An 18277-nucleotide genomic window follows, 5' to 3' on the forward strand; every position below is an offset into this window, starting at 1 on the left:
TCATGTGTGCAATAGAGCGAGATTATGTTTGAAAAATACTATATAGAAAGGGTTGTTGACAAAATGGCAAACGAATTTAAAGTTTGCGATGAATGTCAGGCCGTTAACTTAAAAACGTTAATTCCAAAATTAAAGGAAATCGATCCTGATGCAACCATCGAAATTGGCTGTCATTCTTACTGTGGTCCAGGACGCAAAAAGACATTTACCTTTGTAAATAGCCGACCTGTTGCTGCATTAACAGAAGATGAACTAATGGAAAAGGTTTTAGCAAAATTAAAAAAGTAAAACTAAAAGCTATCTCTACTTGGGGGATAGTTTTTGTTTTGCTTTTTTTATATGTTGAGAAATTAGACCAATATAAATATAAAAATAATGATAAAGGTAATCGAAATAGGTTGTTAATATCTATAGAAAAATGGCAATAAGTATGCTAGTCCTAGATTTATCGCATATAATAGAACTATAACAAAATGGGGGTGCTATCCAAATGACATATGCAAACGCTAAATTAGAAGAAGAAAAGGTATTTAAAGATCCAGTACACCGTTATGTACATGTTCGAGATCAAGTGATATGGGATTTAGTGGGTACAAGAGAATTTCAGCGTTTACGTAGAATTCGTCAACTAGGTACCACATTTTTAGTATTTCATGGAGCAGAGCATAGTCGCTTTAGTCATTCTCTGGGGGTTTACGAAATTGTACGTCGCATAGTAGATGATATCTTTGTAGGGCGTCCAGATTGGGATGAAAGTGAAAGATTATTAGTGTTATGTGCAGCCCTTTTACATGATTTAGGTCATGGCCCATTTTCCCATGCCTTTGAAAATGTATTTGAGCTTGATCATGAATATTTTACAAGGCAAATTTTGTTGGGAGATACAGAAGTAAATGCGATCTTAAAAAAAGTGGCAGCTGATTTTCCTGAAAAGGTATCCCAAGTAATTGAAAAGACATATCCAAATAAGCAAGTAATTAGTTTAATTTCGAGCCAAATTGATGCAGATCGTATGGATTACTTACAACGTGATGCTTATTTTACAGGTGTAAGCTACGGTCATTTTGATATGGAACGGATTTTAAGAGTAATGCGTCCAAGAAAAAACCAAGTAGTAATCAAAGCAACAGGCATGCATGCGGTGGAAGACTATATAATGAGTCGCTATCAAATGTACTTACAAATTTATTTCCATCCTGTTTCACGAAGTGCAGAGGTAATATTAAATAATATATTAAAAAGAGTAAAACAATTAAGCTTAGCGGGCTATACATTTAAGCATGAGCCTACTCATTTCCTAGCATTTTTCCGAAATGTTATTACATTAGAGGATTATCTTGCGTTAGACGAGAGTATACTTTTTACATATTTTCAGTTATGGATGCAAGAGGAGGATGCCATTCTAAGTGATTTAAGCCGCCGCTTTGTGAATCGTAAGCTATTTCAATACATTGATTTAGACCCTGGAGTAGAGCTCAATAAATATCAAAAACTCCAAGAGCTTTTCAAAAAGGCAGGATTAGACCCCGATTATTATCTTGTACATGATACAACAGCAGATCTGCCATATGATTTTTACAGACCAGGTGAGGAAGAAGTGCGTGTACCAATTTTTTTAGAAATGAAAAATGGTGAGCTACGGGAGCTTTCACGTGAATCCATTATTGTGGATGCTATCTCAGGGCGTATGAAACGAGATCATAAAATCTATTTCCCATTAGATTTCTTAGAGGACGATTCAACAAACTCAACTGTAAAAAAACAAATATTAATGTTATTAAGGAAAGACAATAAATAAATATAAATTTTAAAAATAATAAAGCAGTAAACACGTTCCAGGGGGATGTTGTTTACTGCTTTATTATTTTTAGATAATTGTTTAGAAACTGTTAAGTTGAATTAGATATAATTAATCAATAATTTTGAAATGGAGGTGGTGCTCATTGATTGTTGTGATACAAAAGTGCCGTGAAGATATGTGGAAACATATTTGAGTGATTCTAATGACCTATATTAAGATAATGGTTGAGTTTTATTTGAGATGTTTCCATAAAAATTAAAGGAAAGAGAGAGTGACCTATTGTTTGTTCATTCCTTTCCTAAAACTGAAAGGATCAATCTTTGTAGCAAACAGTATCAGGTATCTCTCTAACTAAAAAAGGAGAGAAACATGAAAAAATTAAACATAGCGATTATTATATTGCTACTTGTATTTCAAACAGTACTTTCACCAATTTCAGTATTTGCCGACGAGAGTCAACCACCTGTGACTCCTTCAAATGAGTCTAGCCAAGACGTTGGAACTAATTTAGGAGACGAGGGTGAGCTCCCAGTAACACCACCAGCTACATCTGAAGAAGATGCAGGAACTAGTTTTGGAGGTGAACCATCAGTAACATCACCAGCTACTCCTGAAGAAGAAACTGGAAATGATAATGGTGATGGTGGAGAAGATACAGGTATCTCAATTGGTGATAAAGATAATGGAATGGTTCCAGAGAACCAAACTAAACCATTAATAGAGCCATTAGAGGCATCTGCATTGCCTCCTACAGATTTAACTAGCTCAGTAAAATTAGATGTTTTTGAATTGAAAATTAATGGTACTGATGTAGTACCACCAGCTTTTACAACAGAGTTAGCACAAAATCAACAAGCAAATGGGAAATTTATTTTCAAGGTTGATTTGCCAAGTGATGTGAAGGCTGGAGATTTTTTCACCTACTCATTGCCAGCCTCATTAATAGATTTTAATAGTGCATTTAATGGACAAAAACCTGCAACCCCTATTTCACCTGCATTTGATTGGCATACTAGTGGAAGTCAGGTAACAGTCACAATAACTGAAGATCCATCTGCGGATATTGCAGGCTCTAATAATGTTGGATTTGAAATGAACTTTACTTCTGGTTTTAATCTGCTTAGCAATAATGTAGAACAGGACTTAGAAATACCTTTAGCAGGTGGTGGAACAGATGTTGTTAAACTGACATTTCTTCCATCTACTAGCAATGAAAAAATGGTAACCAAAAAATCTGGAGAAGTAACCGTTATAAACGGTGAACGTATGATTGATTGGGAAGTATGGGTTAATAAAGCAGGTAAAAATTTAACTAATGCAACAATTATGGATACACCGGGTCCAGGTCATATACTCGTGCCAAATTCTGTTACAGTCGAGACATATGAAGTGGGATTAAATGGTGTAGCAGCAACAGCTACAGGAACACAATTAAACCAAAATTTCGAGGATATTGTACTAGATGGTAGAAATGCATATAAAATTAAATATCAAACGAAAGTGAATTTACCAATTGCTCAGCAAGAGGGAACAAAAGAATTTTCGAATTCAATTAAATTAACTGATCCTACCTATGAAGATTCAGATACTAAAAAAGCATCAACTACGTATGGCAAGGCATTAGAAAAAAGTTTAGATGGCACAAAAACAAGCAATAACTATATATCTTCATGGGAAGTTCGTTACAACTATAATCAAGCAGCGATTGACCAAGCAGATGCTTGGATAGAAGATACGCTACCAACAGGTCATGTCATTGATACAAATACGATTAAAGTATATGCAATGACAGTGAATGATACAGGTACGGCTACTGGAGCAGGCACAGAAATTGATGCGACAGAATATCAAGTAAATCCTATTATAAATAATGGGCGTACAGATGGCTTTAAACTAGAATTTAACAATTCTATTACAAAAGCATATCGCATCACATATGATGCAAAATTGCCAACTGATTTCTATAGTAATAATAAAACAACGATGACAAACTCGGTCATTAGCGGTTCTGGAGCACAAGCAAAAACCGCTACACATACCTTGACAGAAGGAATCTTAACAAAATCCCGTACAGTAGATACAAATAAAAAAGAAATCACATGGACAATTACTGTAAAGGCAGATAATAATACTGCCGATGGAAAAGATATTACTGGTTTAACAATTGCCGATACATTTACAGAGGGATCTCACAATGCACCGCATACACTAGTGGATGCAAATAATGACAGTGTAATAAATGACTCTGATATTACTGTATCGAATATGACAGGGCAAACTATTTCTATTGATGCCAATGGCTTTACATTAACTGGTGGTACAGTGGCTAAGGGACAAACAGCGACAATCACTTATAAAACGGCCTATGAAATTTTGCCAGATGGTTCTGTTCATGAGCAAGGCTATGGCAATAAAGCAATTGCTAGTTGGACAACAGATAAACTGTATAGTGTTGAGAAATTAGCTCACTACAAACCTGAATCAAACTCAGTTAACAACGGCCGGAAACAAGGTAAGTATGACTATGTTGATCAAGTGTTTAACTGGGATATTAAAGTCAATATTAATAAGCAAAACATTAACAATGCAGTGCTTCAAGATATAATTGGTGAAGGGCATGTAATTGTACCAGGTACATTTAAGGTAAAAGAATTTACATTGAATACTACAGATAATGATGAAAATGGTACTGAAGGAGCAGATTTACCAGATAGCTTATATTCTTTAGATATTCCGTCTGATAATAAAAGCTTTACACTTACTTTAGCTAATAATTTAGGGGTTGCGAATAACAAAGTATATATTGTTAAATACCAAACTAAGGACTCTGACAATATCATTGGTAATGAGTCTAGTAACAAAGCAGACAAGAACAAATTATATACAAACACGGCAACCTTTACGACAAATGTGGGTGGAAGTCCTAAAGTTTACAATCTACCTGCAACACCTGTTCCTGTAAACTATGCGAATAAATTAATTGAAAAAGGTAATCCAAGTTTTAACAGCAATCAGACTACAACAGCTCCTAGTAGTAACTCTACTACTGAGCGTTTAACGTGGATGCTAAATGTCAATCGTTCATTATCTACATTAGGCGAAGTCAAAGTTGAGGATGTACCATCAGGGAATCAAATGCTGTTAAAAGAGACAATTCAAGTAAGAAAAAATGCTGTGAATAAGGATACAGGCATCTCTTCTGGTGGAAGTTGGTCAACACCTGCTTCTTTAGGATTTACTGTTACATTTACAGCAAGTGGCGGATTTGAAATTGACTTTGGAGTATTAAACAAAGAAAGCTATCAAATTCAATATCAAACTCTTGTACTTGGTAAAAAAGATGACGCTTTTAGCAATGACGCAAAAATAAATTTTGGTTTTGCAACTGCTGACAACCAAGAGCAAGAAGCGAAATACAGTGGTAGCTTTAGCTTTAGTGCATCAGATGCAGACTTCTCGTTAACAAAAGGAAATTTGAAATTTAATAAGGTAGGCTTAAACACATTGACGGGTCTTAAAAAACCATTATCAGATATAGAATTTGAATTAGTTAAAATGGTTAAGGGATCACCTTATGTTGTAGCAACAGCGATTTCAGATCAAGATGGTAATGTAGTATTTGAAAATGTTAACTATGCAAACTATATTCTTAAAGAAAAAGAAGCAAAATTAGGCTATGATCTTATGTCAGACTTTCCAATTAAATTAAATGAAGATACTGACACTGCATTGGCTAAAAATGCTACTAAAGTTATTGAATTAGTTAATAATGAGCAATTTGATGCTACAAATGCCTGTCCAGCATTCACATTAACAGTGAAAGATATTGATGGTAATGCTATTGCTAATAAAAATGTTAAATTAATTGATAGCAACGGCAACGCAAAATACACGGGTACAACAAATGCTGCAGGGCAAGTATCAGATATTAAGCGACCTGGTACAGGTGGTAAAGAAGTCCAAGCAGGCGTGTATACATTAGTGGACGAAAATGACATTCCTTTAGGTACTGTTACCGTTAAATATGGTACTGGAGAATGTCAAGATACAGTCCAACCTATAAATTCATGTCCTAACTTTAAAATTACTGTAAAAAATGAGAATGGAAATCCACGTCCAAATGTATCAGTTACACTTAAAGATCTAAGTAATACTGTTATAGCTACTGGCACAACAAATAGTGATGGTCAATTCATCATTGATAAAACAACTCCAGCAGGAAAATATAAGCTATATGAGGGTACCCAGTATTTAGGTGAAGTAAATGTTACGTATCACAATGATAATTGCCAAAGTGAAGTACAGTTAGCACCAAAATGTGAAACGTTTGAATTAACTGTCTATGATGTTGATGGTAATTTAGTTGCAGATGGTACTTCAGTAACGGTTAAAAATAAAGATACAGGTAACATTATAGCTACAAAAACTACAAAAGACGGTGTAATTGAATTAAGTGATTTAGAGCCAGGTGTTTACACAGTTGTAGTTGATGGAGAAGAAATTGATGAGTTTGAAAGCAATATCGATTGTAAAGCGAGCGTTCAACCAACACCAAAATGTGAAAACTTCACAGTAATAATCAAAGATAATACTGGCATCATCAAGCCAGGTAACGATGTCATTATTAAAGATAAATCTAGAAAAGTAATCTCGACAAATAAGGATAAAGATGGAAATTTAACATTTGTATCTAAAACAACTCCTGCGGGTAAATATGATGTATATGATAAAAATATTTACTTAGGTGAGATAGAAGTTTCTTATGCGAGTGTTCCTTGTGAAATTACATTATCAATTGCACCAGTTTGTCCAGCCTTTACATTGACAATTAACAATATGTTTGGTCAACCACGTGTAGGCGTAAAAGTAACAATAACAGGTGAAGATGGTATACAGGTTGAAGATAATGGTTCAACAGAGTTTATAACAGATAGTAAGGGTCAAATTACGATCAATAATTCAATTATTAAGCCAGGTAAGTATATTGTAAGAGAGAATGGTAAGACAATTATTGGTACAGTTATCGTGGGTAATACATGCGAGGCTAAAATTCAGCCAAGTCTACCAGTAACACCTCCTACAACTAATCCAGGAAATCCAGATCCAGACCCAGAAAAACCAGTGGATCCGAACAAACCGAATCCAGATCCAGAGAAACCAGTGGATCCGAACAAACCGAATCCAGATCCAGAGAAACCAGTGGATCCCAACAAACCAAATCCAGATCCAGAGAAACCAGTGGATCCGAACAAACCAAATCCAGATCCAGAAAAACCGGTGGATCCGAACAAACCAAATCCAGATCCAGAGAATCCTGTAGAACCAAACAAACCAAATACAGATTCAAACAATTCGGCCAATCCTGGAAAAACTGAGGGATCTAAACCTTCTGTTCAAGGTGTCATTGATCAAGGGAAAAACTTACCGCCTTATAATCCAACTAAAGCTACAAAAGATACACTAGATGCTTATAAGGATTTCTTGAATAAATATAGTCAATTAACTAAAGAGGAACAGGAAGCTGTTGCAGAATCAATTGATATTAACAAAATTAAATCGGATGCAAAACGATTAGAAGCTCAATTAAAAGCACAAGGTAAATTACCTCAGACAGATGGTGCCGATCAAACAGCACTAATGCTGATTGGAGTAGCACTTATTCTTGGTGCATTATACTTCTTACGTCGCCGCAACGCTGAAGTTAAATAATTACTTAAAAGAAGAAGCCCCTAAGACTCTTAAATCTTAGGGGCTTCACCTATTTCTAAAATGCTTCTGATAGCTTTTCAGGTGCTTTATCAAATGGATATTGTTGAACAAAATCAGCTTGTATGGCAAGACGCTTTGATCCATTATCAGCACATGTAATGAGTGTTAAAACAGTTTTATTTGGAATATCATCGATTACATAAATATCTGTTGCCGCGATGACTTTTTTAGAAGCTAATTGATATTCATAAATATTGGTTAAATCCGTTACATAGACTGTATCTCCTATACTTGCTTTATATAGAGGACTAAATAAGATATCCTTTTCTTCAAAATAATGTCCTGCTAAGGCGTAATTTCCCTGCCCGAGGCTTTGATTTGGCTTCATGGTACCTGCCCCTACGGCAAGTGCAGCATTTCCAACACCTTTGACAATCGGAAGTTGCATGTCAACACTTGGTATGGCGATACTACCAATTATGGGCATTTTATTGGCCTTTGTTTGAGCCTTTAATACCTCCGCTATGGACAGCGATTGTACATCCTCAAATACATAATCTGCATTAACCTGATTATTCTTTTCAATCTCTTCTACACTGATTTCAGTAGTATTTAATTGATGGCTTAAATGGGCAATGATCGCATTTTGAATGGGGCTGATAAATACAAGTATTAGGCCAAGGACGAGCATAGTGATGAGCAATATTATCTTCAGTTTATTCATGTCGTAGATCACATCCTTGTTTTTGAAATAGAAGGTTTTATTCCAGCAAAAGATGGTTAACTTATGACCATTTTAAAAAAATGGATAGAGCGTTAAGATGCTTGCTCTATCCATCTTACTACTATTTGTCGCTAAAACGAACGCCTGCAACGCCGTAATGGTTTTTAGACATTTCTTCAATAAAAACTGTTACATTTTCTGCAGGTGCATTAACTGTGCGAGATACTGCTTCTGTTACTTCTTTTACAAGAGCACGTTTTTGTTCCTCTGTACGACCTTCAAGCATTTTCACTGTTACGTATGGCATAATATTGCCTCCTTTATAGAATAATGTTGTATAGTTAGTTTATAAGAAAGTATAAACTTCTTACTTGCGTTGAGGCATATACGCAATGGCGAAAATAGTGATTGTTTCGATAAAATATGCGTTGATATGCTTTCCTTTATAATAGCAGAATGGAGGATATTTAAGTATGACAAATGAAGAAAAACCAAAACAAAAAATGGGTTTTACCATTATAAAAAACGATCCAACAGATGGACATAAAGGGTTTGGTATCGGTTCACTTTCATTAGAGAATGTATCGCCTGTAATAGTGGACGTAGAAGAGGGGACGGCTTCTGTTGAAATTGGTGCCATGCATGCAAGAAGTGACGTAGAGCGTGGTATTAAATTTACAATGGACCGTGCTGATTCAGAGGGCGGGAAACCGTATTGGCTCGTGTGGGTGACGATAGACCATAAAGAAAATGGGCCATATTATGCAGGAGTTACAGCCTGTGAGATGGTTGTAAATCGTGAAAAACGACGTGGCTATAAAATTCTAGCTGATCATGTAAATAAAATGGATAAATCCATGAAACGTCATATTATTGTAGAGCATATGGATGCACCGTCTAAAAAAGTGTTAGCTTCTTTCCTTAAACAACTTAATCCAGAATTGTGGGAACGTAGTGAGGAGCAATTGCGTCAAGACTTATTTGTCGAATAGACTCGTAATGATTGAACAATCTGTGACATTTTGCAATCGCTTTCGATATTAGGTTGAAAGTGTGTTTGAAACAAAGTACACTTGAGGCAGAGCTTACATTTTAGTAAGCTAGGACACTTGGTATCGCGAATGTGATGAGCGCTATGCGGCATTTGAACAACCCAAACCCAAGCCAAATGCCCCATGATGCTCATACTTCGCGGACCATAAAAAAAGAAAAGCTTTCTGTTCCCACGGACACGTCTCCGGGGAAGAGAAAGCTTTTCTTATTTTTAGTATATCAGTTACTTTGTCGAGAGCCTTCATAGCTAAAAACGTATTAGGATTAAAAAGGTTTCCGAAATTATCTTGTTTTTAGTCCTTAAATATAGAGAATGGTAGCATATTCCAAAATTCTCCCCATGTATTACTGTCGAGAATATCGAAGTTTGTACATTTTTCAGTAGGTACATCCTTCGACTCTACATAGACTAGACGTTGTTTAGGACAAGCGTCAGTCGCTAATTTACCTGTTTCAATATCAATGACAACGCCCTCTACACCTTTAGGTTTTTTGAAATCCTCATTTTTTGTACCTTTGTTGACAGTTTCCATAAAGTCAATCCAGATTTGCTTTGTTGCAGCAGTATCTTCCTTCGTGGTAAGGTTTTTACCCTGATCATAGCCATTCCATACACCAGCAGTTAGTTTTGGAGTAAAACCAATTAACCATTGATCACTATTCGTAGAACCTGATTTAGCAGCATATGTGTGTGTCATACGTGAACGAATACTGATTCCTGTAGCGGGTGAATAGTCACTGAAAACAGGATCAAAAATACCTGTCATCATTTCTGTTAAGATGTATGCATTTTCTTTAGAAATGGCTGTTTCAGCTTTGCTTGCTACATCTTTGTTTTCATAAATAACATCTCCATGTGCATTTTTAATGGATACAATGGTTGTTGGTGTTGTTTGCTGTCCTTGCGACGCCAAAATATTATATGCATTTGTCATTTCGTATAATGTCGTTTCAATCGTTCCTAGTGCAATGGATAAATTATCCTTCGCACCAATTCCTACATTAAAACGGTTTGCCATATCATGAAACTCTTTGAAGCCAATGTCCTCTAAGGTTTTTACTGCGTAAATATTATCTGAGATAGCAATAGCTTGTGCCATTGTCATATCATGATCTGCAAATTGACCGTTGACGTTTTTAGGTGCATAAGTGCCACGCCCATTATCATACGTAAAAGTTGTTTCACCAACATCTAAAAAAGTTAGTGGCGTGTAACCATTTTCTAGCGCCGCTGCATATAAGATCGGCTTAATAGTAGAGCCTGGTTGACGTTTGGCTTGTGTAACTCGGTTAAATGAGCTTACTGAATAATCACGACCACCGACTAGTGCAGTGACAGCTCCTGTTTTAGATTCCATACTTACAAACGCAGATTGCAGATCATTGGCAGGCATATTTTTGGCTACTGCTTCTTCAGCTGCTTTTTGATGCTCCAGATTAAGCGTTGTTTGAATCGTCCAGCCACCTTCACTAATATCAAGGTTTTTTGATTTTAAGATTTCACTGGCTTCTTGCCAAGCCACATCCAAGAAATAAGGGGCAACAGATTTGGTTGCAACCCAGCTATCATTTTTTAAGACGAGCTGTTCATTTTCAGCACGCGTTTTTTCTTCTTGTGTAATGGCACCTTGGTCTGCCATAAGTTTTAAAATAACGTGTTGACGATTGGTAGCCTTATCTAAATTGGCAATTGGTGAGTAAATACTTGGTCCTTTTGGTACGCCTGTTAGCATTGCTGCTTCAGCAAGCGTTAAATCACTGGCAGATTTTCCAAAATAAAAACGACTTGCAGCTTCTACTCCATACATGCCATGACCGTAATATACCGTATTCAAATAGCCCTCTAGTATTTCGTCCTTGTCATAAAAAACTTCTAATCTATAAGCATACAGGGCTTCGTTTAATTTACGTGTCCAAGACTTTTCATGGGATAGATAAAGGTTACGAGCATATTGTTGCGTAATGGTACTAGCTCCTTGAACCTTACCGCCAGCCTTAATGTCCACTAAAATGGCACCAGCAATACGTGAATAGTCGAAACCGCCATGTTGATAGAAATCTTTATCTTCAACAGCAACAACTGCTTCCTTTAAATAAGGTGACATCTCATCGAGGCCGACCCAATATCGTCGTTGATTTGTAAAGTGATCCCCAATTTGGTTCTCATTTTCATCTAAGAAAATAGAAGCCTTTGGTACGGTTAAAGGCGGTGCACCAGCCACTTGAACATAGATGCGGAGTGCGACAAACGCTACGACAATTGCAGATGTAAAGGCCACGAATAACGTAAGGCTTTTGCGTGTGCGCTTTACACGTTGTTGCTTTCGATGATAGCTTTTTCGTTTCATCCGACTTCACCTCGTTTTCTCACAACTTCGAACTTAGCTTTAGTATGTGTTCGAACATTCATCTTTAATCGAAATTCTAACTAAAAACTATTGCACTTTATTCAAAAACATCTATACTTTTTTTGTACTACTTGAAATGCTGGCATTCGACAAAAAATCGCACCTTGTAGATTTTAATCGAAATTTGCTAGACGTTCCAATAATGTATACGAGGATAAAAGGATACAGGTTTCATTACAATCCTGTAAGCCATAATAGAAGAAGACGAAAAATGATGATTAATTATATGGAGGGCTAGCAATGAGATTTGATGAAGCTTATTCAGGAAATGTTTTTATAAAAAGTCATCCTACATATGACGACGCACAGGCAGTAATTTATGGTATGCCAATGGATTGGACAGTAAGTTACCGTCCAGGATCACGTTTCGGTCCACAGCGTATCCGTGAGGTATCCATTGGTCTTGAAGAGTACAGTCCATATCTAGATCGTGAGCTTGAGGAAGTAAAGTACTTTGATGCAGGGGATATTCCACTACCATTCGGTAATGCACAGCGTTCTTTAGATGAAATTGAGAAATTTATAGAGAAATTATTAGCGGATGGCAAAATTCCTGTCGGCATGGGTGGCGAGCATCTAGTGTCTTGGCCAGTAATGAAGGCTGTATCAGCTAAATATGATGATCTTGCTATTATTCACTTTGATGCACATACAGATTTACGTGTGGAATATGAGGGAGAGCCACTTTCGCACTCTACACCAATCCGTAAAATTGCGGAACATATAGGACCTAAAAATGTCTATTCATTTGGAATTCGTTCAGGTATGAAAGAGGAATTTGAATGGGCAAAGGAAAACGGCATGCACATTTCAAAATTTGAAGTACTTGAACCGTTAAAAGAGGTCCTACCAACACTAGCTGGACGCAATGTGTATGTAACAATTGATATCGATGTTTTAGATCCAGCACACGCACCAGGCACTGGTACAGTAGACTGTGGTGGTATTACTTCGAAAGAATTACTCGCTTCCATCCATGCTATTGCAGCAAGTGGTGTAAATGTAGTAGGTTTCGACCTAGTTGAAGTAGCACCGATCTATGATTCTTCAGAAATGACAGCAAACACAGCTTCAAAATTATTACGGGAAATGATTTTAGGCTGGGTAAAATAAATAAGATTGGTTGAATGGGGTTAGCTATGAGCTAGCCCCATTTTATATTTTTGAAATGAAGAATGAGCCTTAGCATAAAATTGAAACTTATTTTACTTTGTAGCGTAGATAAGTTAGGTAAAATGTATGTTTCTTCAATTTTAATAAAGGGAGGAGGAGTATTATGATTTGGTCACTTCTCATGAATGATTTATTCATTTTTGTCAGTACAATGGAATACTTTTGGCTATTAGCATCTTTGGTTTTAACTGTATTAAGTGTTCATTTGCATCTGTATCTCGTCAATAAAATAACCGTTCAAGATGTGAAGGACGAGGAGTTTGAAGTTGACTATACTATCACGAATACTTGGACTCCACCTATGCTAACGTGGTTTGTTCTGTGTATTAGAATGTCCGAAGACAATGAGGAAGAAAGTGTATCTCCTAGTTTGATTTAAACTTTAAAACTAGGAGGACAACCATTGTTAACATTTTTAGCACAACCTATTATTAACCTCATTCATTTCATCCATTCTTTTACAGGTAGCTACGCACTTAGTGTCATTGGTATTACGATTGCAGTCAGATTAATTCTTATGCCGTTATTTATTCGATCGGCAAAACACCAAAAGCACTCAAAAGAATTAATGACTACCATTAAGCCTGAATTAGATGTGCTTACAGACAAATATAAAAATAGTCAAAGCGAATCTGAAAAAAGAATGGTACAGCAACAAATCCAAGAGCTAACTTTAGATTCATTGAAAAGCTCTTTACTAGGTTGTTTACCAATCATTATTCAATTACCGATATTATTTTCACTGTACTACGCAATTAAGCTAGATTCAGTGATTGCCAGTGAAAATTTCCTTTGGATGAATTTAGGGACGATTGATATTGGGGTTTCGATGATTGCTTGTTTGATTTATTTCATTCAAAGTTGTATAGCCCTAGAGAAAAGTCAACCATTAAATATGAAGATAATGGTATTTATTAATCCTCTCATGATCCTCATTTTTAGTCTGTTCAATCCAGCGATTATCCCGATCTATTGGACTGTTAGTGCTTTATTGTTAATAGTTCAACAATTGATTATAAAAAAATGGTATAGATAAAATGAAATCCACTCTTTCCGTTATTGGAAGGAGAGGGTTTTTATTTTCTCGAATAAACTTGTTGAGGAGCTTTACATCACTTCTATCTTGAAAAACCATAAGTATTCATCCTATAATAAAAAGGTTATAGTAAAAGACTAAAAAGGGGCATCCGTTATGGCGAACGAAGTAAGATCGCATGTGAACATTAAGCTCATTTCTACCATTCGTCCAAGTGATGGGGAGTCCGAAAGTTATGAAATGTGGCTCAAAGGGCAGCTACTTGAAAAGGCAGGAAGCTTGTATTTGAAATATGATGAGGTGCAGGAGGATAAAATCGTCCGCACAACGATGAAGTTAGGTCATGAGAAGGCACTAATTATGCGTGCTGGAGCGGTTAATATGCGATTACCGCTGAACATAATCGAACAACAAAAAGGGCATTATGAAAGTGAGTTCGGTTCTATGCCCCTCGTGATTGATACGAAAAATATGACGTTTACAAAACTGGCAACAAGCGGAGATTTCCATGTACAGTACGATTTACTAATGGGTGGGCAATCCGTTGGCAACTATACATTAGATATTACATTTACGGAGGTACAATGATGAACGCAGTAGAACAAGTACAACAGGCTATTAAAGCAGCGATCGTGCAGGCTGTTGAAAAAGCTGGTCTGGTTGAGGCTGGCACAGAATTATCGATTCACCTAGAAACACCAAAGGATAAAGCAAATGGTGACTATGCAACAAACATTGCGATGCAATTAACGAAGTTAGCTAAAAAGCCACCACGTGCTATCGCCGAAGCTATTTTAGAAAATCTTGATCCATCAGGCACTGATATTGAAAAGATTGATATTGCTGGCCCAGGCTTCATGAATATCACAGTGCGTAAAGATTTCCTAACAGAGGTAGTGACACAGGTGCTTGAGCAAGGTACGGACTATGGCCGCTCAAATGCAGGTGCTGGGGAAAAGATTCAAGTGGAGTTCGTTTCAGCAAATCCTACTGGAGATCTTCACCTAGGTCATGCTCGTGGCGCTTCTGTTGGTGATTCCTTATGTAATGTGTTGGATATGGCTGGTTACAGTGTCTCTCGTGAATATTATATTAATGATGCAGGTAATCAAATTAATAACTTAGCTTATTCATTAGAAGCTCGTTATAAACAAGCATTAGGAATGGAAGCTGAAATGCCAGAAGACGGCTATCATGGGCAAGATATTATTGATATTGCGGGTAAATTAGCAAAAGAGCATGGGGATGCAATTTTAGCAAAATCAGATGATGAGCGTTTTGCCTTCTTCCGTCAGCACGGTTTAGCTTTAGAATTAGATAAATTAAAAACAGACCTAGCAAACTTCCGTGTAAATTTTGATGTCTGGTATTCTGAAACGTCTCTATATGAAAACGGGAAAATCGAAGTAGCTTTAGATAAATTAAAAGCTAATGGACATGTGTTTGAAGAGGATGGTGCTACTTGGTTCCGCTCTACAACATTTGGTGATGATAAAGATCGTGTGCTAATTAAAAATGATGGGTCATTCACGTATTTAACACCAGATATTGCCTATCACGAAGACAAAATTGTCCGTGGCTTCGATAAATTAATCAATATTTGGGGAGCTGATCATCACGGATATATTCCACGTATGAAAGCAGCGATTCAAGCACTTGGTTATGATCGAGATACGTTAGAAGTGGAAGTTATTCAAATGGTTCAGCTTTATAAAAACGGAGAAAAATTCAAAATGTCTAAGCGTACAGGGAATGCAGTAACTATGCGTGAGCTTGTAGAAGAGGTTGGTCTTGACGCAGTTCGTTACTTCTTTGTAAAAACAGCTGGCGATTCTCATATGGACTTTGATCTTGACCTTGCAGTATCACAATCTAATGAAAACCCTGTGTACTATGCACAATATGCGCATGCACGTATTTCATCTATTTTACGTTCAGCAAATGAACAAGGCTTTGCTGCTACAACAGAACATCTCAATTTATTAACAGCAGAAAAGGAAATTGATTTACTGAAAAAGATTGGTGATTTCCCGAAAGTGGTAGCGGAAGCAGCGAAACACCGCACACCGCATCGTATCGCAAACTATATTCAAGAAACAGCAGCTGCATTCCACAGCTTCTATAATGCAGAAAAAGTATTAGATGCTTCAAATAAAGAGTTAACAGAGGCTCGTTTAGCATTAATTACGGCTGTCCGCACAACAATTGCGAACGCATTACGCTTAATCGGCGTATCTGCACCTGAAAAAATGTAATTAAACTTTAGGCTCCTAACATGAAAAGTGTTAGGGGCTTTTTTTAATGGATAGAAGGCTGAATATGAGAGATAAAGTTCCGAATGTGTTGGATAGAAAGACAAAAGAAACGGATAAAACGTGGAAAATTAGCTGTCCCAAACTTTATTTTTCTGTTAATTCCGAAAATTTTGTTGAAGTTTACGTTAACGTCAATGGTATACTGTTGCCAATTAGGAAAGGAGAGATGGTTTTGAAGACGATTCAGGAGGTAGCAAAGGAGTTTAATGTATCTACGCGGACAATTCGTTATTATGAGGAACTTGGGCTTCTTTGCCCCCATCGTTCATCTACCAACCAACGAACCTTTTCCAAAAAAGAATTGGCGAAACTCAAGCTTATTTTCAGAGGCAAGCGTTACGGATTTTCGTTGGAGGAAATCAAAGAGATGGTTCTACTATTTGATTTTGATCGCTCAGGAATTCAGCAATTAGAGCGAACGGTTGAATACGGGGAACAAAAAATTCAAGAGATTGACAGTAAAATAGCTGAGCTGACGCAGATGAAGCGTGAGTTACAACAAATGCATGGCATGTTTAGCGAAAAATTAGCGACTTTAAAGGGAGAGATGCAAGATGAATAGTTCCAATTTATTAGCACGTAATGCCCGTAAGTATCCGAAAAATGAAGCCGTTATTTGTCATGGCAGAAGAGTAACCTACCAAGATTTAGATAAGCAGGTGACATGTTTTAGTCATGCTTTACTAGAGCAGGGAGTAAAGCAGGGGGATAAGGTTTTAATTTTTATGCCAAACGTTTTAGAGTTTGTTGTCAGTTACTTTGCTATTCAGCGTATTGGAGCGATCGTTGTACCAGTCAATGCGAAGTTTACATTGCAAGAAGTAGAGTACGTGGCGCAGCATGCAGAGGCGAAGGCAATTGTCGTACATGAGGTTATTTTTGCAGCAGTTGAACAGCTAGCCGGTATTCCGTTAAAAATTAAAACAGGTCAAGAAAAAGTGGGATGGCATCAGTATGAATCAATGCTTCAAAATGCTAGTACACAAACAATTGATTGTCAGTTACAAGAGGATGACCCTTCCACGATTTTATATACATCTGGCACGACAGGAAAACCAAAGGGTGTGTTATTTAGCTACCGTAATATTTTAACAGTGGCGCAAATGATAGCTGTTGAAATGGAGGTAAAGCCTGAGAGCCGTATTTTGCTTATGATGCCATTAACACACTCTGCACCATTACATTTATTTTTAATGGCGGGTGTATTGGTAGGCTCAACAAATGTATTAACACCAACTTTTACACCCGATTTATTCATTGATTCCATTGAAAAGGAGAAAACAACACATTTCTTTGGTGCACCTGTTGCTTATTTATTAACGGCACAACTGCCAAGGCTACATTCGGCAGATTTGTCTTCTATGAAATGGTGGGTCTATGGTGGGGCACCGTTATCTCAAAGTGAGGTTCGGTTCATTCAGCAGGCATTCCGCACAAATAATTTGACTTGTGTATATGGATTAACAGAGGCAGGTCCAAGTGGTTCATTATTATTTGGCAAGGAACATGAAGCAAAGGCAGGAAGTATTGGTCAGCGGGCGCCACTTGGCACAGAGTTGCGTATTGTGAATGACAGTGGAGAAGATGTAAATGTAGGCGAAGTGGGGGAAATTGTCTTGTTGGGTGAGGGCAACATGCTCGGCTACTATAAGGATGAAGTAGCTACTAATGAAGCCTTTATTGATGGTTGGTTAAAAACAGGAGATCTAGCTCGCAAGGATGAAGATGGTTTTATTTGGATCGTAGATCGTAAAAAGGATGTCATTATTTCGGGAGGTGTCAACATTTATCCGAAAGAAATTGAAGATTGTTTATTGAGCTTTGAAGGTATATTCGAGGTTGCGGTAATTGGTGTACCACATCCGCAATGGGGGGAAACTGTAAAGGCGGTGTATTCTGCTAAACAAGACATCCATGAGGAAGCTTTGAAAGCTTATTTAGAGGAGCATCTTGCAAAGTTTAAAATACCACGTATTTTTGAAAAAGTAGAAGCGCTACCACGCAATGCATCAGGCAAAATATTAAAACAAAATTTAAAGGGGCAAGAGGTGAGATAGC

At 37.0% G+C, this 18277-nt stretch carries 14 protein-coding genes; 11 read left to right on the forward strand and 3 right to left on the reverse strand.

All coding sequences use genetic code 11. The features are described from left to right. Window positions 1-63: 63 nt before the first annotated feature. The 3 genes from NYE73_RS02650 (at window position 64) to NYE73_RS02660 (ending at window position 7510) form a co-directional block, all read left to right on the forward strand. Complete coding sequence (locus tag NYE73_RS02650) at window positions 64-288, forward strand: DUF1450 domain-containing protein (RefSeq protein WP_004227652.1); 225 nt, start codon at window positions 64-66, stop codon at window positions 286-288. Between the two features lie 202 nt (window positions 289-490). Continuing rightward, entirely contained in the window at window positions 491-1798 is a 1308-nt protein-coding gene (locus NYE73_RS02655) for an HD domain-containing protein (RefSeq protein ID WP_004227654.1), read from the forward strand. 372 nt (window positions 1799-2170) lie between these two features. After that, window positions 2171-7510: a collagen binding domain-containing protein gene (locus NYE73_RS02660; protein ID WP_259949412.1), complete on the forward strand. Its 5340-nt coding sequence runs from the start codon at window positions 2171-2173 to the stop codon at window positions 7508-7510. 55 nt (window positions 7511-7565) lie between these two features. Here the strand turns inward: NYE73_RS02660 and NYE73_RS02665 are convergent, their stop codons facing one another. Both NYE73_RS02665 and NYE73_RS02670 read right to left on the reverse strand, forming a co-directional pair. Then, complete coding sequence (locus tag NYE73_RS02665; RefSeq protein ID WP_257961631.1) at window positions 7566-8234, reverse strand: class A sortase; 669 nt, start codon at window positions 8232-8234, stop codon at window positions 7566-7568. 121 nt (window positions 8235-8355) lie between these two features. Continuing rightward, window positions 8356-8541 carry a 2-hydroxymuconate tautomerase gene (locus NYE73_RS02670; RefSeq protein ID WP_004231516.1) on the reverse strand — a complete coding sequence of 62 codons (186 nt, stop codon included), beginning with the start codon at window positions 8539-8541 and terminating at the stop codon, window positions 8356-8358. Window positions 8542-8707: 166 nt separating this feature from the next. Here NYE73_RS02670 and NYE73_RS02675 point away from each other — a divergent pair, with 166 nt between their 5' ends. Then, entirely contained in the window at window positions 8708-9226 is a 519-nt protein-coding gene (locus NYE73_RS02675) for a YwhD family protein (protein WP_004231517.1), read from the forward strand. A gap of 354 nt (window positions 9227-9580) precedes the next feature. On the opposite strand, the gene NYE73_RS02680 is transcribed toward NYE73_RS02675, so the two are convergent. Continuing rightward, complete coding sequence (locus NYE73_RS02680) at window positions 9581-11635, reverse strand: transglycosylase domain-containing protein (RefSeq protein ID WP_048393764.1); 2055 nt, start codon at window positions 11633-11635, stop codon at window positions 9581-9583. A gap of 300 nt (window positions 11636-11935) precedes the next feature. Here NYE73_RS02680 and speB point away from each other — a divergent pair, with 300 nt between their 5' ends. The 7 genes from speB (at window position 11936) to NYE73_RS02715 (ending at window position 18276) form a co-directional block, all read left to right on the forward strand. Further along, window positions 11936-12808, forward strand: a complete 873-nt coding sequence (gene speB, locus NYE73_RS02685; RefSeq protein ID WP_004231519.1) for an agmatinase — start codon at window positions 11936-11938, stop codon at window positions 12806-12808. A 163-nt stretch (window positions 12809-12971) separates the two neighbouring features. After that, window positions 12972-13247 (forward strand): hypothetical protein, encoded by a 276-nt coding sequence (locus NYE73_RS02690; protein WP_004231520.1) that lies wholly within the window; start codon window positions 12972-12974, stop codon window positions 13245-13247. Between the two features lie 24 nt (window positions 13248-13271). Then, complete coding sequence (gene yidC, locus NYE73_RS02695; RefSeq protein WP_259949420.1) at window positions 13272-13904, forward strand: membrane protein insertase YidC; 633 nt, start codon at window positions 13272-13274, stop codon at window positions 13902-13904. Window positions 13905-14060: 156 nt separating this feature from the next. Next, window positions 14061-14492 carry a DUF1934 domain-containing protein gene (locus NYE73_RS02700; protein WP_048393761.1) on the forward strand — a complete coding sequence of 144 codons (432 nt, stop codon included), beginning with the start codon at window positions 14061-14063 and terminating at the stop codon, window positions 14490-14492. Beyond that, window positions 14492-16159 carry an arginine--tRNA ligase gene (gene argS / locus NYE73_RS02705; RefSeq protein WP_048393759.1) on the forward strand — a complete coding sequence of 556 codons (1668 nt, stop codon included), beginning with the start codon at window positions 14492-14494 and terminating at the stop codon, window positions 16157-16159. Before NYE73_RS02700 ends, argS begins: the two co-directional genes overlap by 1 nt. Before the next feature lie 232 nt (window positions 16160-16391). Beyond that, window positions 16392-16781 carry a MerR family transcriptional regulator gene (locus NYE73_RS02710; RefSeq protein WP_054548583.1) on the forward strand — a complete coding sequence of 130 codons (390 nt, stop codon included), beginning with the start codon at window positions 16392-16394 and terminating at the stop codon, window positions 16779-16781. Then, the gene (locus tag NYE73_RS02715; protein WP_112117309.1) at window positions 16774-18276 is read left to right on the forward strand and encodes a class I adenylate-forming enzyme family protein; all 1503 of its coding nucleotides are present in this window, start codon (window positions 16774-16776) and stop codon (window positions 18274-18276) included. The genes NYE73_RS02710 and NYE73_RS02715 overlap by 8 nt, the downstream gene beginning before the upstream one ends. Window position 18277: the final 1 nt, after the last annotated feature.

The sequence above is a fragment of the Lysinibacillus sp. FSL K6-0102 genome, from assembly GCF_038003545.1.
Classification (GTDB): Bacteria; Bacillota; Bacilli; order Bacillales_A; family Planococcaceae; genus Lysinibacillus; species Lysinibacillus capsici.